A 17,872-nucleotide genomic window follows, 5' to 3' on the forward strand; every position below is an offset into this window, starting at 1 on the left:
CACCTTTATGCGTCAACGAAGCCGGTAATTTGGGAAACACGGGAGAGATCGATATTGCCGCCGGAAATAATGCAGACGGTTTTACGACCCTGAATATAGTGATCAAGCCTGCCGCTTAATAACGCGGCACAGGCCAGCGCGCCGGCACCTTCTGTCACCACTTTATTTCGCTGAATAAGCGCGATCATGCTGTCGCGAATGTTGTCTTCGCTCACCAGCACAATGTCATCGACCAGTTCACGAACGATCTCAAAGGTTAATTTCCCCGGGCGAGAGACATCGCAGCCGTCGGCTAACGTGCCGGTAACGCGATGGTTGGTTATTTCTCCGGCATGCCAGGAGGCAGCCATTCCGTGCACGTTTTCAGACTGTACGCCGATGATATTAATGGTGGGATTGATGGATTTAATTGCCGTTGCAATCCCGGCAATTAGTCCACCGCCGCCGATAGGCACAATGACGTTATCCACGTCATATAAATCTTCAAGAATTTCCAGACCGATGGTGCCCTGCCCGGCGATGACTTTTGCATCGTCGTAAGGGGGAATAAAAATACGCCCTTCCATCTCGACGATTTCGCTGACTTTGGCGATGGTGTCGTTGAAGTTCTCGCCGTGCAGCACGACTTCCGCCGAGTAGTCGCGCGTCGCGGCCACTTTAGACTTCGGCGCCCCCATCGGCATCACCACTTTGCCGTCGATGCCAAGCATGGCGCAGGAGAGAGACACCCCCTGCGCGTGGTTCCCCGCGGAGCAGGCGACAACGCCTTTACGTTTTTCAGCGTCGGTCAGTGAGCTTAATTTGTTAAACGCGCCGCGGATCTTAAACGAGCCGGTGCGCTGCATGTTCTCGAACTTCAGGAATATTTCGCCCTTACAGCGTTCGCTGAGATAATTCGAGCGCGGCATACCGGTTTTATATATTTTTCCTGCCAGTCGTTTTCTGGCGTCCTGAATATCTTCAATGGTTACAGGGAGATCGTAGGTAATATGCATAATATCCTCGTTATAATAATTCATTCTTTTTCAGGCAAAGTCAGGGTGTCAGCGCGTTAACACGTTAACGCGCTGGGTGTTTTAAAATAAATACTAATTATTCATCGTCGTCTTTCGATATTCATCGACGAATACTGTTTTGCCAGCTCAACTAATACTGACGCCGATTTTTTAATCCTGTAATTTTTAGACCACACGGCGGCATAACGCGCCACGGGTAATTCATCTTCCACGGGCAGCACAATAAACTGGTCGGAACCGAATGGCGCAATCATGTCGCGGGGAATCACCGTCAGATAATCGGCATTCAGGACAAGGTTATAAATGGTGACGACCGAATCGGTCTGGACGATGTTTTCGATGCTGATGTGGTTGTCTTGCAGGGTGGTCAGAAGTTCTTTGTAGTAGCCCATATCGGTTTGCGGCATCACCCACTGCTCGTGCGTGAGCGATGCCAGTGTCGTCGGGCCGGTGCACGTTCGCGTTTTACTGGCGACCAGCACAAATTCGGACTCAAACAGCGGTTCGACGTGCAGATCCTGTAGCAACATTTCATCGCTCAGGGTGCCGATAGCGAAATCCAGACGACCGTCGCGAATGGCCGGAAGGAAAGATGAGAGCTGGGCTTCATACATCGAGACGCGTGCTTTCGGGAACACTTCCTTGAATTTTTTGATCATCTCAGACAGGAAGGTAAAGCCGATCAGCGACGGGTAGCCAAAGGAGACGTCCATAACGGTGCTGAAGCTCAGGCTGTTAATTTCACTCACCATGTTTTTCATTTCGCGGGTGATCGACTCTGAGTACGAGAGCAGAACCTGGCCCGCGGCAGTGAGTTTTACGCCTGTGTTTTTACGCACCATCACTTCCACGCCGAAGTAGGACTCAATATCGCTGATGATTTTGCTGACTGCAGGTTGCGTCAGGCCCAGCTGTCTTGCTGCAGAACCTATGGAGCCACTTTTAATGACTTCCTGAAATACCACGAGGTGCTGTGTTTTCGGTAGAATAATAGTGTTCATAATATTCTGCGCTTATTTCCCTATGACGGGGTGAATTCTACTCAATAATCTTTAAAGGGGTATGTGCTGTTACTCACAATTTGCTTTCCCGGCCCTTTAACCCACAGACCAAAAACAAAATAAAATCGTTATATTTCATTAACATACAACGATATAAATATGCTACTACGCTGATATTGATCAACAAAAATAGCGGTAATAAATTAATTTTATGGCGATAACCCGGATAAATTTTACCGTCCGGAAAAAATCAATAAAGACGATATTTCAGGCAATTAAAGGCCAATAAATAACCGCTATTTGTTTGAAACATTCTTTCAATTTATCAAGTTTTTCTAACGCGAATTTTCAGGCTTGCGGAAAAGAGTGGAATGCGTCACATATTCACGGGAGAAATGTATTTAATTTCAATATATGCATATCAAACAAGAAAAATTTTGCGATCATTAAGATAACAATATTAACAAATTACCAATACTGTAAATCTTCTGTTTTTTAGCGTGAAATTTTGTGATGACGATCGTCAACAGATGCAGGAGCGATACTGAAGGAGCAAAAACAGTGAAATGTGCTTAATGTCGCAAATATGAGAATTGATGTCGTTTGTTCGGTTGCCGGGCGGCGCAGCGCTTACCCGACCAGCAACATTCAGAAAGCAAAAACCCCGCCGAAGCGGGGTTTTTTAAGAAGTGAAACTGACCGATAAGCCGGGTTCTGTCGTGGACAGTCATTCATCTAGGCCAGCAATCGCTCACTGGCTCAAGCAGCCTACCCGGGTTCAGTACGGGCCGTACCATGTGAACCCCTATTTGGCCTTGCTCCGGGTGGAGTTTACCGTGCCACGGACTGTTACCAGCCGCGCGGTGCGCTCTTACCGCACCCTTTCACCCTTACCTGATCCCGCTTGCGCGGGCCATCGGCGGTTTGCTCTCTGTTGCACTGGTCGTGGGTTTCCCCCCCAGGCGTTACCTGGCACCCTGCCCTATGGAGCCCGGACTTTCCTCCCCTCCGCCCGTCTCCCCCGAAAGGGACGACGACGAAGCGGCGACTGTCTGGTCAGCTTCGGCGCGCAGTATAGAGGGTTTGCACGCCGCTGTCACCCTCAGGTATGGGAAAGCCGTGATTAACGCGCCACTTCCACCTTCGCCAGTTTTTCGTAATAGCATGCAATCGCGCTGTGATCTGCCGTGCCCAGGCCATCGGCACGCAGCGCCTGCATCATCTCCATAACTGCTGCGGTCAGCGGCAGCTGTGCGCCCACGCCGTGTGACGTATCCAGCGCGTTCGCCAGATCTTTGATATGCAGGTCGATGCGGAAACCGGGTTTGAAATTACGCTCCATGACCATCGGCGCTTTGGCATCCAGCACGGTGCTGCCCGCCAGACCGCCGCGAATAGCCTGGTAGACCAGGTCCGGATTGACGCCCGCTTTGGTTGCCAGCGTCAGCGCTTCAGACATGGCGGCAATGTTGAGTGCCACAATCACCTGGTTTGCCAGCTTGGTCACGTTACCCGCCCCAATCTCTCCGGTGTGTACCACGGAGCCCGCCATCGCTTTCATCAGGTCGTAGTATCTATCGAAAACGGCTTTATCACCGCCGACCATCACCGACAACGTGCCGTCGATCGCTTTCGGCTCACCGCCGCTGACCGGCGCATCCAGCATATTGACGCCCTTTGCCTTTAGCGCCTCGCTGATTTCACGGCTTGCAAGCGGTGCGATAGAGCTCATATCGATAAGCACCAGGCCAGGCTTCGCGCCGTCGATAATGCCGTTTTCACCCAGCGCAACCTCTTTGACATGCGGGGAGTTAGGCAGCATGGTGATGATGACATCGCACTGCTCGGCAATGGCTTTCGCGGTGGTGGCGGCTTCTGCGCCAGCCGCTATCACCTCAGCCACGGCCTGTGGATTATGATCGGAGACCACCAGCGAGTAACCTGCTTTGATGAGGTTCTTACTCATTGGTTTACCCATGATCCCCAGGCCAATAAAACCCACTTTCAGCGTCATAATCTGTTTCCTCAATGATGGTTATTTTTTAAAAGCGTCCGCTAATTTCTGCGTGGCCGAGCGGAATACGCCGAGGTCGCTGCCGACGGCAACAAACGTGGCTCCCCACTCCAGATAGCGACGGGCGTCAGCCTCAACCGGTGCCAGAATGCCGCACGGTTTGCCGTGTGCTTTAGCACGGGCAAAAATGTGCTGGATCGCGCGCTGCACGTCAGGGTGGCTGGCATTACCCAGATGGCCAAAGGCGGCAGCCAGATCGCTTGGGCCAACGAAGATACCGTCCACGCCGTTGGTGGCTGCAATCGCATCGACGTTATCAACGCCCTGCTGGCTCTCAATCTGAACCAGAATGGTGATGTTGCTGTTGGACTGCGCGAAGTAGTCCGGCACGGTGCCAAACATATTGGCGCGATGCGAAACGGAAACGCCGCGGATCCCTTCTGGCGGATAGCGCGTAGAGGCTACGGCCAGTGCCGCTTGTTCTTCTGTCTCCACAAACGGGATCAGGAAGTTATAGAAGCCGATATCCAGCAGGCGCTTGATAATCACCGGCTCGTTGGTGGGGACACGCACTACCGGGGCGCTGTGGCTGCCTTTAAGCGCCATCAGCTGCGGAATAAAGGTGCTGATATCGTTCGGCGCATGTTCGCCGTCCAGCACCAGCCAGTCGAAACCAGCCAGGCCCAGCACTTCGGTGCTGATAGGATTTGCCAGCGCGGACCAGCAGCCAATCTGAATCTGGTGCGTCGCAAGAGCCGCTTTAAATTTATTCGGGAAGATATCGTTATTCATCGTATTTACCTTTTTAATTCCGCAGCCTTTTTCAGTATCATTTTATTTATTCAGACACCGCGCCAGCATGATATTTATTATTCTGCCGTATTCTGGCGTGATAAAAACGTCATTCAGTATAAGGCGCAATCCGCGACCGCACATTGTTTTAATGCTCAGGTATTACGGTATATTTTGATAAAAATTTTTGCATATGCACAAAGCACTGGGCGCTAATGCACAGAATCAAGGATTACGGGTTCTGAAGCGATCGAGATCACATTTTCATATCCCCTATGCTGACATGCTTTATTTCTGCAAGCCGCGTATTTATTTCTACCATTAGAAAATTGGCTGAATTTATTATCAGACACTTTGCTGGAGAATATTGAACAATGGCCGACATTGAAATTCGACAGGCATCGCCGACGGCGTTTTATATAAAAGTTCACGACACCGATAATGTAGCGATTATTGTCAACGACAATGGCTTAAAAGCGGGAACCCGCTTTCCGGACGGGCTGGAACTGATTGAGCATGTTCCGCAGGGACATAAAGTCGCCCTGGCGGATATTCCTGCTAACAGCGAAATCGTACGTTACGGTGAAGTCATCGGCTATGCCGTTCGATCTGTACCTCAGGGTAGCTGGGTTGAGGAGTCGCTGGTGGCGCTTCCGGAAGCACCGCCGCTGAATACGCTTCCGCTGGCAACCCGCGTGCCGGAGCCGCTTCCTCCGCTGGAAGGCTATACCTTTGAAGGCTACCGCAACGCGGACGGCAGCGTCGGCACTAAAAATCTGCTCGGCATTACCACCAGCGTACACTGCGTGGCGGGCGTAGTGGACTACGTGGTGAAAATCATCGAACGCGATCTGCTGCCGAAATACCCGAACGTCGACGGCGTGGTTGGCCTGAACCACCTCTATGGCTGCGGCGTGGCGATTAACGCGCCCGCTGCCGTGGTGCCTATCCGGACCATCCACAATATCGCCCTGAACCCGAACTTTGGCGGCGAGGTGATGGTCATCGGTCTGGGGTGTGAAAAATTGCAGCCAGAACGGTTGCTTCAGGGGACCGAGGATGTCAAAGCCATCCCGGCAGACGAGGCCAGCATCGTGCGCCTGCAGGACGAACGTCACGTTGGTTTCCGCTCAATGGTCGACGATATTTTGCAGGTAGCAGAACGCCATCTGGACAAACTCAACCGCCGCCAGCGCGAAACGTGTCCGGCGTCGGAGCTGGTGGTCGGAACCCAGTGCGGCGGCAGCGATGCCTTCTCCGGCGTGACGGCCAACCCGGCGGTGGGCTATGCGTCCGATCTGCTTGTTCGCTGCGGCGCCACGGTGATGTTCTCCGAGGTGACTGAAGTGCGTGACGCCATCCATCTGCTGACGCCGCGCGCCGTTAATGAAGAGGTCGGCAAGCGCCTGCTTGAGGAAATGGCCTGGTACGATAGCTATCTCGAGATGGGCAAAACCGACCGCAGCGCCAACCCGTCTCCAGGCAACAAGAAAGGCGGCCTGGCAAACGTGGTGGAAAAAGCCCTTGGTTCGATTGCCAAATCCGGGCAGAGCGCGATTGTGGAAGTGCTCTCTCCGGGCCAGCGCCCGACGAAACGCGGCCTGATTTACGCGGCAACGCCGGCCAGCGATTTCGTTTGCGGCACGCAGCAGGTCGCGTCCGGCATTACGGTGCAGGTCTTTACCACCGGGCGCGGCACGCCGTACGGCCTGATGGCGGTACCGGTGATCAAGATGGCGACACGCACCGAGCTGGCAAACCGCTGGTATGACTTAATGGACATCAACGCGGGTACTATCGCGACCGGAGAAGAGAGTATTGAGGACGTGGGCTGGAAGCTGTTCCACTTCATTCTGAATGTCGCCAGCGGGAGGAAGAAAACCTTCTCCGATCAATGGGGATTACATAACCAGCTGGCGGTGTTCAACCCGGCACCGGTGACGTGATTTTCCGTCCCACATCTATCCCGCATTCAGGTAACCCGCCGGACACGCCGCAAACCTTCCAGGTTGAGGCGATACCTGTTGGCTAAAAGACGCATAACGATCCGTAGGCCGGGTAAGGCGTAGCCGGCACCCGGCAAAAACCGGCAGGGGATGCCTTACTCCCCCTGCTGCTCCAGCGCATACTTATACAGCGCATTTTTCTTCACGCCGTGAATTTCTGCCGCCAGCGCAGCGGCTTTCTTCAGCGGCAGTTCCGCCTGCAGCAGCGTCAGCGTGCGCAGCGCGTCGGCAGGAAGCGCGTCTTCTTCCGCCTTGTGCCCTTCGACAATCAGCACCATTTCACCCTTGCGGCGGTTTTCGTCTTCCTTCACCCACGCCAGCAGCTCGCCCACCGGTGCGCCGTGGATGGTTTCCCAGGTTTTAGTCAGCTCGCGCGCCAGCACCACATAACGGCCTTCTCCCCAGACGGTCACCATATCTTCCAGGCTCTCCAGCAGGCGGTGCGTGGATTCGTAGAAAATCAGGGTGCGCGGTTCCGCTTCCAGGTCTTTTAAGACGTCGCGGCGGCCTTTGGATTTGGCAGGCAGGAAGCCTTCATAGCAGAAACGGTCAGACGGCAGACCTGCAGCGCTTAATGCAGCAATCGCGGCGCACGGGCCGGGCAGCGGCACAACGCGAATACCGGCTTCGCGACAGGTACGCACCAGGTGATAGCCGGGATCGTTGATCAGCGGCGTACCGGCGTCGGAGACCAGAGCAATGTTCTGCCCCTCTTTCAGCTTCGCCACCAGCGTTTCGGCTTTTTGTTGCTCATTATGATCGTGCAGAGCAAACAAACGGGCGTTAATCGCGAAATGTTGCAGCAGCAGGCCGGTGTGGCGGGTATCTTCAGCAGCAATTAAATCAACAGCTTGCAGTACGGTGAGCGCACGTTGGGTAATATCAGACAAATTCCCGATAGGAGTAGGTACAATATAAAGCTGGCCTTGAGAATTATCTGCCGTTTCGTGTTGTTTCATTGTTTCGTCCGTATTGCCGATTTAATATTGAGCATTGCGTAAAAAAAATCACTGGATACAGTATGGTACCGTTAACGTTTCTTCGAAAAAAAGCCACGCGCAGCGTGCCGCTTCTGCTGGCAGCCCTGATTTTTGCAGGCTGTGGCACCCAGGCACCTGACCAGAGCACCGCCCATCTTCAGGGTTCTGCTCAGGCTGATTCTGGCTTTTATCTGCAGCAAATGTCGCAGAGTTCAAATGATACCAAGACCAACTGGCAATTACTCGCCATTCGTGCACTGCTGAAAGAGGGTAAAACCCAGCAGGCTGCCGAACTGTTTAACCAGTTGCCGAAAGATCTTAACGACGCCCAGCGTCGCGAGCAGAGCCTGCTCTCTGCCGAGCTGAAGGTCGCGCTGAAAGATTACGCCGCCGCGAAGAAGATCCTCGGGGACATTGACGTGAGCGCGCTGGATAAAAACCAGCAGGCTCGCTTCTGGCAGGCGGGCATTACCGCTGAGCAGGGGCGCCCTTCCCTGACGCTGCTCCGCGCCCTCATCGCGCAAGAGCCGCTGCTCGGCGGTGCCGAAAAGCAGAAAAATATTGATGCCACCTGGCAAGCGCTGGCTTCGATGACGCAGGAACAGGCGCAGGCTCTGGTCATCAACGCCGATGAAAACGTTCTTCAGGGCTGGCTGGATCTGCAGCAGATGTGGTTTAACAACCGCAGCGATCCAAAGATGCTGAAAGCCGGTATTACGGACTGGCAGACACGCTACCCGCAAAACCCGGGTGCGAAAATGCTGCCAACCCAGCTGGTGAACGTGCAGAACTTTAAGCCAGCGTCCACCAGCAAAATCGCCCTGCTTTTGCCGCTCAACGGCCAGGCGGCGGTGTTTGGCCGTACCATTCAGCAGGGCTTTGAAGCAGCGAAAAACGGCACGACGTCGGTCACCGGCAGCGCTGTTCCCGCCCAGGCGGCCCAGGCGGCTAACGTGAGTGATGTTGTCAGCCCATCCGCCGCCGAGACCAGCGACCTGACCACGGCGCAAGCTCCGGCGCAGGGCACGATGCAAAACCCGGTGACGGCCCCGACAACGCCTCCAGCTGAAGCTGCACCGGCTACAGCTGCACCAGCTACGGCAGCACCTGCGACCCAGGCTCCAGCCGAGACCCAAGCGGCACCAGCACCTGACGCAACGGTAGAACAGCCTCAGCAGCAGACTGCACAACCCGCGGCCCAGCCTGCCGCTCAGCCGCAGGCCGTAGCAACCACCAGCGCCAACCCGGGCGCTGAGGTGAAAATTTACGACACCAGCTCGCAGCCGCTTGACCAGGTACTGACTCAGGTTCAACAGGACGGGGCGAGCATCGTTGTCGGCCCGCTGCTGAAAAACAACGTGGAAGAGCTGATGAAGAGCAATACCACGCTGAACGTGCTGGCGCTCAACCAGCCTGAGCAGGTTCAGAACCGGGCCAATATCTGCTACTTCGCGCTTTCCCCTGAAGATGAAGCGCGCGATGCGGCGCGTCATATTCACGAGCAGGGTAAGCAGGCTCCGCTGCTGCTCATCCCACGCAGCGCGCTGGGCGATCGCGTGGCCAATGCCTTTGCCGATGAGTGGCAGAAGCTGGGCGGCGGCGTGGTGCTGCAGCAGAAATTCGGCTCCGTCTCTGAACTGCGTGCGGGCGTAAACGGTGGAGCGGGTATCGCGCTTAACGGCAGTCCTGTCACCGCGAGCCTGCCGCAGCAGCAGGGCGTGACGATTGGCGGCCTGACGATCCCGGCCCCGCCTACCGACGCGCAGATTAGCGGTGGCGGTAAAGTGGATGCGGCCTATATCGTTGCCACGCCGCAGGAGATCGCCTTTATCAAACCGATGATCGCGATGCGTAACGGCAGCCAGAGCGGCGCAACGCTTTACGCCAGCTCACGCAGCGCGCAGGGCACCGCCGGCCCGGATTTCCGTCTGGAAATGGACGGTCTGCAGTACAGCGAAATCCCGATGCTGGCTGGCAGCAATCCGGCGCTGATGCAGCAGGCGCTGAGTGCCGTACGTAACGATTATTCTCTGGCGCGTCTGTATGCGATGGGTGTCGATGCATGGGCGCTGGCGAACCACTTTACCCAGATGCGCCAGGTGCCGGGCTTTGAGCTTAACGGCAATACCGGCGATCTGACCGCCACCCAGGACTGCGTGATCAACAGGAAGTTATCATGGCTCAAATACCAGCAGGGGCAGATCGTCCCGGCCAGTTAAGCCGAAAAGAGACCGGCGATGCGTGGGAATTAAAGGCGCGTCGCTGGCTTGAAGGCAAAGGACTGCGTTTTATCGCCGCCAACGTCCGCGGGCGCGGCGGCGAAATCGACCTGATCATGAAAGACGGTCAGGTCACCGTGTTTGTAGAAGTCCGTTTTCGACAGTCCTCTCGTTTTGGCGGTGCTGCCGCCAGCGTGACGCTCGCCAAACAACATAAATTATTACAGACTGCCCACTTGTGGCTTGCCCGCCATAATGGGAGTTTTGATACTGTGGATTGCCGGTTCGATGTGATAGCCTTCACCGGAAATGAGATCGAATGGCTTAAAAACGCTTTTGGCGAAGACGCATAATTAAGATTTAAAAGGGATAACGTGCTCGAAAGAATTAAAGTGTGCTTCACAGAAAGCATCCAGACTCAGATTGCCGCGGCGGAAGCCCTTCCGGATGCTATCTCGCGTGCCGCAATGACGCTGGTGCAATCCCTGCTAAACGGCAACAAAATCCTCTGTTGTGGCAACGGCACGTCAGCCGCCAACGCACAGCATTTTGCTGCCAGCATGATCAATCGCTTTGAAACAGAACGCCCGAGTTTACCCGCCATTGCACTTAATACCGATAATGTGGTCTTAACGGCGATTGCTAACGATCGTCTGCATGACGAAATTTACGCAAAGCAGGTGCGAGCCCTGGGTCATGCGGGAGATGTGCTGCTGGCCATCTCCACGCGCGGCAATAGCCGGGATATTGTCAAAGCCGTTGAAGCTGCCGTCACCCGCGACATGACAATCGTGGCCTTAACCGGCTATGACGGGGGTGAGCTGGCGGGTCTGCTTGGGCCGCAGGATGTGGAAATCCGCATTCCTTCTCACCGGAGCGCACGTATTCAGGAGATGCATATGCTCACGGTGAACTGCTTATGTGACTTGATCGATAACACGCTTTTCCCTCACCAGGATGATTAAGGAGTTCTTATGAAGGCTTTATCGACCCTTGCAGTCCTTATGTCTGCATTACTGCTTCAGGGATGTATCGCTGCGGCCGTTGTGGGTACCGCCGCGGTAGGCACCAAAGCGGCAACCGATCCGCGCACCGTGGGAACGCAGGTGGATGACGGTACGCTGGAGCTGCGCGTCAACAGTGCGCTGTCGAAAGACGAACAAATCAAGAAAGAAGCGCGTATCAACGTGACGGCTTATCAGGGCAAAGTGCTGCTGGCAGGCCAGGCGCCGAATCTGGAGCTCGCCTCTCGTGCGAAACAGATTGCGATGGGCGTAGAAGGGACCACTGAGGTGTTTAACGAAGTGCGTCAGGGCAAGCCAATTGGCCTGGGTGATGCCTCTTCCGATACCTGGATCACCACCAAAGTACGCTCCCAGCTGCTGGGCTCGGACCAGGTGAAATCCTCCAACGTGAAGGTGACGACAGAAAACGGTGAAGTGTTCCTGCTGGGTCTGGTGACCGAACGTGAAGGGAAAGCGGCGGCCGATATCGCCAGCCGGGTGAGCGGCGTGAAGCACGTCACCACCGCGTTTACTTACATCAAGTAAGCTACACCCGACTGTAAGCCCGGTGAGCGCTCGCGCCACCGGGCTTTTTTTCACATCAACGCAATACTCCCCACTATCACCCCGCTCAACGCCACCAGCCCTGCGGTCAGCCACAGCGCTTTCGCCGGGAATGACTTACGCAGCATAATCAGCGACGGCAGGCTGATGGCAGGCAGCGTGATGAGCAATGCCAGCGCCGGCGCGGTACCCATACCGGCCAGCATCATGGTCTGAACAATGGGAATTTCTGCGGCTGTAGGGATCACAAACAGGCAGCCTGCAACGGCCATCGCAATGACCCACAACAGCGTGTTATCGATAGCGCCATCCGCATGCGGGAAGAGCCAGACGCGCGCCGCCCCGAGAACCAGTACCGCCAGGATATAGACCGGGATGGTGCTCCAGAAAAGCTGCCATAGCGCCTTGCCCCAGCGTGCGAAGAAACCGCCCTGCGGCTCGCTAACGTCCAGCTCAACAGACGCGGACTCTGGCGCCTTATCCTTCACCAGATTCTGCACCAGCGTCGCCACCACCAGCACGGTCAGCAGTCCGGCCACCAGACGAATGAACGCAAAATGCCAGCCCAGTACAAAGCCCATAAACACCAGCGTTGCCGGGTTGAGAAGCGGGTTGCCCATCCAGAACGCCAGCGCGCCGCCCATCGACACGCGCTGGCGACGCATTCCAGCAGCCACAGGCGCGGCGCAACAGGAGCACATCATCCCCGGCAGGGAGAAGATCGTTCCCAGCAGCGTACCCTGAAAGCGCGGCTGTCCAAGGGTTTTCACCAGCCAGTTGCGCGGGATCAGCACCTGAATCAGTGAGCCCAGGATCACGCCTAAGACCGCGGCCTTCCAGACGGCAAGAAAGTAGACCATGGCATAGTCCCACGCCGCCTGAAGCGGGCTGGCATCAGCCTGAGCGAGAATAGATTTACCGATGCTGTGCGTTTCGGCGGCGGTGAAGGCTTTACCGTAGTACGGCTGCCATTTCACGTACCAGAGGCCAACAATGACCACGAGAAAGAAGAGTGCGGGCTTCCACCATTGAACAGGTGTTGCCGCCTGAGATGAAGACTGACCAGTCATAGCATTCCCCGGAGAGTATGAGTAATTAGCCGGGGGAGTTTACGCCTCGCCCTGCGCGATTTCACGCAGTTTTGCCGAAGGGATAATGTTTACGCCCGCTTTCGACGGGGCCAGTCCCTCTTTTAACAGCACACGCGCGACGTCCCGCGCCTCGATGGCTTTCCAGTTGCCGGGAAGGATGCGAAACAGCGGGGCCATGATCGACTCGTTAAAGCGGCGCTCGTCCCGGTGGCCGATCAGCATTGAGGGGCGCACAATCGTCAGTTGCTCCCATTTCTGCGCAATCAGCGCATCCTCCATCTTGCCCTTCACCTTGTTGTAGAAGAAAGGCGATCCGGCACTGGCGCCCAGCGCGCTGACCACCAGAAAATGTCTGGCCCCCAGCTTTTTCGCCGTGAGCGCGGTGTCCACCACCAGCGTGTAGTCGGCGTGGATAAATGCCTCTTTGCTCCCCGCCTCCCGCCGCGTGGTGCCCAGACAGCAAAAGGCGATATCAATCGGGTCCTGCACCTGCGCCAGCGCATCCGTCAGCTGAGGATCGTGCGGGTTAAAGACGCCGGAGATGTCCGCCAGCGGTCGACGCGTCGGGGCAGCGATGTAGTTCACGCGGCGATCCTGAATCAGCAGCCGCAGCAGGTGATCGCCCACTAGCCCGGTAGCACCCGTAATCAATACCTGACTCATCTTATCCCCTTTACAGAATTGTCCGTTTGCGAACTCAGCGTCGTCGACCACACTTAGAAGTCTGTTACAGGTAAGTATTTACCACAAGCGGAGAAAAATCAGTCTGAAGCCAAAACAACGGAGGAAGCATGGGCAAGAAAATCGCAGTCTTGATTACCGACGAGTTTGAAGATTCAGAATTCACCTCTCCTGCAGAGGCGTTCCGCAAGGCGGGACATGAGGTCATCACCATTGAAAAAGAGGCGGGCAAAACGGTGACAGGCCATAAGGGCGAGGCCAGCGTGACCATCGACGAGACCATCGATAACGTTAGCCCCTCAGATTTCGACGCCCTGCTGTTACCCGGCGGCCATTCACCGGATTCCCTGCGCGGGGACGAGCGTTTCGTGACCTTTACCCGGGACTTTGTTTCTACCGGCAAACCGGTCTTTGCCATCTGCCACGGCCCGCAGTTGCTCATCAGCGCAGAAGTGGTCCGCGGGCGTAAGCTCACGGCGGTGAAACCGATCGTTATCGATCTCAAAAACGCGGGTGCTGAGTTTTACGATCAGGAAGTGGTCAACGACAAAGACCAGCTGATCACCAGCCGGACCCCGGACGATCTCCCGGCGTTTAACCGCGAAGCGCTACGCCTGCTCGGCGCGTAGCCAGTGCAGCTTCTTGCCAAAGCCCAGGGTGTTGTCGGTAAATTTCAGCTCATCGAGGCGGATTTCCCACACCGGGGCTTTTAGCGCAGCGGCAACCGGAAAGCGGCGCGTGTAGTGCTTACGACGCGCGTCGCTCTCTTCTCCGTCCAGACGACGGATCTCCCCTTTAAACTGCACGCCGCGGATCAGCGCGACCGTTTTCGGCTGGCCGTTCACCGTGCCCGCGACCTTAGCCTGCTGGCCGGTCATCAGCGCATGGCGCGTTTTGTCTTCACTCATGACATAAAACGCGACGCGCTCCGGATCGTAGTAGTAAAACGCGTTTGCGCACCACATCTCACCCTCGCTGTAGACGCACCAGGTGACGACGTGCTGCTTCGCCAGCCAGCGGTTGATGGCTGCCAGTGTTTCCATTTTCGTTCTCTCTCATGCTATGGTGCGTTCACCTTAACATACTGAATCTGTTTACCGTGTGCTGGTTTCTCTATCTTGTCCGAACCGCTGATAACGCACTCTACACCGGGATAACCACCGATGTGGCGCGGCGTTTTTTACAACATCAAACGGGGAAAGGGGCAAAAGCGCTGCGGGGGAAAGGGGAATTACAGCTCGCCTTTTCGGCGCCCGTCGGTGACCGATCGCTGGCACTCAGGCTGGAATACCGCATCAAACAGCTGACGAAGCGCCAGAAAGAGCGCCTCGTGACCGGAGACGGCTCCTTTGAGGCGCTACGCGAGAGCCTGATTAAAAGCGGTTGAAATGGTCGTGGTACTCGACAAGCCCATTGACGCCGTTAAGCGCGTCGTCCGCCAGACGGTGTACCTGGAAAGCGGATTCCGTACCCGGCCAGCGGCAGCGCAGATCGTAATGCGCGGCCTGCTCGAAGCCTAAACGGCCATAGAACGCCGGATCGCCCAGCGTTACCACGGCCGCATAGCCGAACTCATTGAGCGAATCCAGCCCTTCATAGACCATCTGACGCGCCAGCCCTTGCCCGCGATAGTTTTCATCCACCGCCAGCGGCGCCATGCCTACCCACTGCAGCTCTTCGCCCTGAACGGTTACCGGACTGAAGGCAACATAGCCCACCACCTGACCTTCATCATCGGTGGCAACCAGCCCCAGCGTAATCAGGCCGTCTTCGCGAAGATCGTGGACCAGTTGGGCTTCGGCATCGCTCGTAAAGGCTCGGCGCAACAACGCATCGATCCCCGGCGCATCAATCCCAATTTCGACTCGAATCAGCATGGCTCACCTACTGAAGTGTGTTTACCGTCCGGCGGGGTTTTCAGCCCGGCCTCAACGAAATCTGCCATTTGCATTAGCATCACGCGCAGCGCTTTCGGCATCTGCTCCAGCTCAATGGCATCCATTAAATTCTTCACGTACAGGCCCAGCTCCGTGTCGCCTTCAATCACCAGACGGCGCTGGAAGAAGAGCGTGTCCGGATCCTGCTTGCGCGCGGCGATCATCAGCAGATCGCTGGCGTTGGCGCTAAAGCTCACGTCCGCCTCGGCGGTTTCGCGGACGATGAGCTGGTCATTCTCAACGGAGGTAAACCAGCGCAGCCCGATGTCACGCACCTCAATGCTTAACCAGCGGCCTTCCAGGAACTCCAGCTCGCCATCCTGCAGCGCCTGGCGGAACTGCCAGCTCAGGACCTGCTCCAGCACCTGGCGTTTAAGCGCGAACGGCGCCAGCTTGACCGGCACGCTCAGCATTGATGGACCAAATTGTACGAGACGTGAACGCAGTTTATCCAGCACGAGCTTTACTCCCTGATATCTATAGTCCTGCTATTTTGCCATATCCGAAGCGCAACATAGCGGCGTAAATCAACAAACCATCGTCCGTCGTACCTCATTATTGGTGCCATCAATACGCCATTAGCTGCCTTAAATCAAAAATTGTCGCGTATGGGTTAATTAAAATCCCAGCTCGTTAACATTTTTGCGATCGACAACATCAGGATAAATTATGGAGCTGCTCTGCCCAGCCGGAAATCTTCCGGCGCTTAAGGCGGCCATCGAAAATGGGGCCGATGCGGTCTATATCGGGCTGAAAGATGACACCAACGCCCGCCATTTTGCCGGCCTCAACTTTACGGAGAAAAAGCTTCAGGAAGCCGTTAACTTCGTTCACCAGCACCGCCGCAAGCTGCATATCGCCATCAATACCTTTGCTCATCCTGACGGCTACGCCCGCTGGCAGCGCGCGGTGGATATGGCGGCACAGCTGGGTGCCGATGCGCTGATTCTGGCCGACCTCGCCATGCTTGAGTATGCGGCAGAACGCTATCCCCATATTGAGCGCCACGTCTCTGTTCAGGCATCTGCCACCAACGAGGAGGCCGTACGATTTTATCACCGAAACTTTGACGTAGCCCGCGTGGTGCTGCCGCGCGTGCTCTCTATTCATCAGGTTAAGCAACTCGCGCGCGTCACGCCAGTGCCGCTGGAAGTTTTTGCCTTTGGCAGCCTGTGCATTATGGCCGAAGGCCGTTGCTATCTTTCCTCGTATTTGACCGGCGAGTCGCCGAATACCGTCGGGGCCTGCTCCCCTGCCCGCTTCGTTCGATGGCAGCAAACGCCGCAGGGGCTGGAATCTCGTCTGAATGAGGTGCTGATTGACCGCTATCAGGATGGTGAAAACGCCGGTTATCCGACGCTGTGTAAAGGCCGCTATCTGGTCGACGGCGAGCGCTACCACGCGCTCGAAGAGCCTACCAGCCTTAATACGCTCGAGCTGCTGCCTGAACTGCTGGCGGCCAATATTGCCTCGGTGAAAATCGAAGGTCGCCAGCGCAGCCCGGCCTACGTGAGCCAGGTGGCGAAAGTGTGGCGTCAGGCCATCGACCGCTGCATGGCGGACCCGCAGAACTACGCCCCGCAGCAGGCCTGGATGGAAACGCTCGGATCGATGTCCGAAGGCACGCAAACCACGCTGGGCGCGTATCACCGTAAATGGCAGTGAGAAAATCATGAAATATTCATTAGGGCCGGTGCTTTACTACTGGCCAAAAGAGACGCTGGAAGATTTTTACCAACAGGCTGCCTCCAGCAGCGCCGATGTGATTTACCTCGGCGAAGCGGTGTGTAGCAAACGCCGCGCCACCAAAGTGGGCGACTGGCTTGATATGGCGAAAAACCTGGCCGGCAGCGGCAAACAGGTCGTGCTCTCCACGCTCGCGCTGGTGCAGGCCTCTTCTGAACTGGGCGAGCTGAAACGCTACGTAGAGAACGGCGAGTTCCTGCTGGAGGCGAGCGATCTCGGCGTGGTGAACATGTGCGCCGAACGCAGGCTGCCGTTTGTCGCGGGCCATGCCCTGAACTGTTATAACGCCGTGACCCTGCGCCTGCTGCTCAAACAGGGGATGACGCGCTGGTGTATGCCTGTTGAGCTCTCCCGCGACTGGCTGGCAAACCTGCTGACCCAGTGCGAAGAGTTGGGCATTCGTAACAAGTTTGAAGTTGAAGTGCTGAGCTACGGGCATCTGCCGCTGGCCTATTCCGCCCGCTGCTTTACCGCACGCTCGGAAGACCGTCCAAAAGACGAGTGCGAAACCTGCTGTATTAAGTACCCAAACGGACGCAGCATGCTGTCCCAGGAGAACCAGCAGGTGTTTGTTCTCAACGGCATTCAGACCATGAGCGGCTATGTCTATAACCTCGGCAACGAGCTGGCGTCTATGGACGGGCTGGTGGATATGGTGCGCCTGTCACCGCTTGATAACGGCGTGTTTTCGATGCTGGATGCCTTCCGCGCCAACGAAAACGGTGCTGCTCCGCTGCCGCTTACGGCAAACAGCGACTGTAACGGCTACTGGCGACGGCTCGCAGGACTGGAACTTCAGGCCTAAAAAAGGCTCACTTTGT

General features: G+C 56.1%; 19 protein-coding genes and 1 other RNA gene. 9 read left to right on the forward strand and 11 right to left on the reverse strand.

Annotation, left to right across the window (positions count from 1 at the left end):
- Positions 1-5: 5 nt before the first annotated feature.
- The 5 genes from tdcB to garL form a co-directional block, all read right to left on the reverse strand.
- On the reverse strand, positions 6-995 hold the full coding sequence (gene tdcB / locus ELK40_RS19820) for a bifunctional threonine ammonia-lyase/L-serine ammonia-lyase TdcB (protein ID WP_111965010.1): 990 nt from the start codon (positions 993-995) through the stop codon (positions 6-8).
- Positions 996-1,096: 101 nt separating this feature from the next.
- Positions 1,097-2,017: a transcriptional regulator TdcA gene (tdcA, locus tag ELK40_RS19825; RefSeq protein ID WP_008501504.1), complete on the reverse strand. Its 921-nt coding sequence runs from the start codon at positions 2,015-2,017 to the stop codon at positions 1,097-1,099.
- Between the two features lie 687 nt (positions 2,018-2,704).
- Positions 2,705-3,081: RNase P RNA component class A (gene rnpB / locus ELK40_RS19830), an RNA gene on the reverse strand.
- 59 nt (positions 3,082-3,140) lie between these two features.
- Positions 3,141-4,031, reverse strand: coding sequence for a 2-hydroxy-3-oxopropionate reductase (garR, locus tag ELK40_RS19835; RefSeq protein ID WP_127732385.1), 891 nt, complete (start codon positions 4,029-4,031; stop codon positions 3,141-3,143).
- Positions 4,032-4,052: 21 nt separating this feature from the next.
- On the reverse strand, positions 4,053-4,823 hold the full coding sequence (gene garL / locus ELK40_RS19840) for a 2-dehydro-3-deoxyglucarate aldolase (protein WP_127732387.1): 771 nt from the start codon (positions 4,821-4,823) through the stop codon (positions 4,053-4,055).
- Between the two features lie 374 nt (positions 4,824-5,197).
- Between garL and garD the strand changes: the two genes are divergently transcribed.
- Positions 5,198-6,769 carry a galactarate dehydratase gene (gene garD, locus ELK40_RS19845; protein WP_127732389.1) on the forward strand — a complete coding sequence of 524 codons (1,572 nt, stop codon included), beginning with the start codon at positions 5,198-5,200 and terminating at the stop codon, positions 6,767-6,769.
- 155 nt (positions 6,770-6,924) lie between these two features.
- Here garD and rsmI read toward each other — a convergent pair whose 3' ends face one another.
- A complete protein-coding gene (gene rsmI / locus ELK40_RS19850; protein WP_111964947.1) occupies positions 6,925-7,788 on the reverse strand; it encodes a 16S rRNA (cytidine(1402)-2'-O)-methyltransferase in 864 nt (287 codons plus the stop codon).
- A 62-nt stretch (positions 7,789-7,850) separates the two neighbouring features.
- Between rsmI and ELK40_RS19860 the strand changes: the two genes are divergently transcribed.
- From ELK40_RS19860 to dolP, 4 genes are read left to right on the forward strand one after another with little or no spacing between them, the layout of a single operon-like run.
- Positions 7,851-10,028 (forward strand): penicillin-binding protein activator, encoded by a 2,178-nt coding sequence (locus tag ELK40_RS19860; protein WP_127732391.1) that lies wholly within the window; start codon positions 7,851-7,853, stop codon positions 10,026-10,028.
- Complete coding sequence (locus ELK40_RS19865; RefSeq protein ID WP_111964949.1) at positions 9,986-10,381, forward strand: YraN family protein; 396 nt, start codon at positions 9,986-9,988, stop codon at positions 10,379-10,381. Before ELK40_RS19860 ends, ELK40_RS19865 begins: the two co-directional genes overlap by 43 nt.
- A 21-nt stretch (positions 10,382-10,402) precedes the next feature.
- Entirely contained in the window at positions 10,403-10,993 is a 591-nt protein-coding gene (gene diaA, locus ELK40_RS19870) for a DnaA initiator-associating protein DiaA (protein ID WP_003861754.1), read from the forward strand.
- Between the two features lie 9 nt (positions 10,994-11,002).
- Positions 11,003-11,578: a division/outer membrane stress-associated lipid-binding lipoprotein gene (gene dolP, locus ELK40_RS19875; RefSeq protein WP_111964950.1), complete on the forward strand. Its 576-nt coding sequence runs from the start codon at positions 11,003-11,005 to the stop codon at positions 11,576-11,578.
- Positions 11,579-11,628: 50 nt separating this feature from the next.
- Here the strand turns inward: dolP and ELK40_RS19880 are convergent, their stop codons facing one another.
- Positions 11,629-12,666 carry a permease gene (locus tag ELK40_RS19880; RefSeq protein WP_115876339.1) on the reverse strand — a complete coding sequence of 346 codons (1,038 nt, stop codon included), beginning with the start codon at positions 12,664-12,666 and terminating at the stop codon, positions 11,629-11,631.
- 39 nt (positions 12,667-12,705) lie between these two features.
- A complete protein-coding gene (locus ELK40_RS19885; protein WP_127732393.1) occupies positions 12,706-13,350 on the reverse strand; it encodes an NAD(P)H-binding protein in 645 nt (214 codons plus the stop codon).
- A gap of 128 nt (positions 13,351-13,478) precedes the next feature.
- On the opposite strand from ELK40_RS19885, the gene ELK40_RS19890 reads away from it, so the two are divergent.
- Positions 13,479-13,997 carry a type 1 glutamine amidotransferase domain-containing protein gene (locus ELK40_RS19890; protein WP_115876340.1) on the forward strand — a complete coding sequence of 173 codons (519 nt, stop codon included), beginning with the start codon at positions 13,479-13,481 and terminating at the stop codon, positions 13,995-13,997.
- Here ELK40_RS19890 and ELK40_RS19895 read toward each other — a convergent pair.
- Positions 13,977-14,411 (reverse strand): YhbP family protein, encoded by a 435-nt coding sequence (locus ELK40_RS19895; RefSeq protein ID WP_127732395.1) that lies wholly within the window; start codon positions 14,409-14,411, stop codon positions 13,977-13,979. The genes ELK40_RS19890 and ELK40_RS19895 overlap by 21 nt on opposite strands.
- Before the next feature lie 14 nt (positions 14,412-14,425).
- On the opposite strand from ELK40_RS19895, the gene ELK40_RS19900 reads away from it, so the two are divergent.
- Positions 14,426-14,755 carry a GIY-YIG nuclease family protein gene (locus ELK40_RS19900; protein ID WP_115876341.1) on the forward strand — a complete coding sequence of 110 codons (330 nt, stop codon included), beginning with the start codon at positions 14,426-14,428 and terminating at the stop codon, positions 14,753-14,755.
- Here ELK40_RS19900 and ELK40_RS19905 read toward each other — a convergent pair.
- Positions 14,742-15,245, reverse strand: a complete 504-nt coding sequence (locus ELK40_RS19905; RefSeq protein ID WP_127732397.1) for an N-acetyltransferase — start codon at positions 15,243-15,245, stop codon at positions 14,742-14,744. The two genes, ELK40_RS19900 and ELK40_RS19905, sit on opposite strands and share 14 nt — an antisense overlap.
- Complete coding sequence (locus tag ELK40_RS19910) at positions 15,239-15,763, reverse strand: SCP2 domain-containing protein (protein ID WP_024906374.1); 525 nt, start codon at positions 15,761-15,763, stop codon at positions 15,239-15,241. Before ELK40_RS19910 ends, ELK40_RS19905 begins: the two co-directional genes overlap by 7 nt.
- A gap of 211 nt (positions 15,764-15,974) precedes the next feature.
- Between ELK40_RS19910 and ELK40_RS19915 the strand changes: the two genes are divergently transcribed.
- Entirely contained in the window at positions 15,975-16,970 is a 996-nt protein-coding gene (locus ELK40_RS19915) for a peptidase U32 family protein (RefSeq protein ID WP_021242249.1), read from the forward strand.
- Between the two features lie 7 nt (positions 16,971-16,977).
- Positions 16,978-17,856, forward strand: a complete 879-nt coding sequence (locus ELK40_RS19920; protein WP_115876343.1) for a U32 family peptidase — start codon at positions 16,978-16,980, stop codon at positions 17,854-17,856.
- Positions 17,857-17,872 lie beyond the last annotated feature (16 nt).

This window comes from Enterobacter sp. N18-03635, assembly GCF_004006055.1.
Classification (GTDB): Bacteria; Pseudomonadota; Gammaproteobacteria; order Enterobacterales; family Enterobacteriaceae; genus Enterobacter; species Enterobacter vonholyi.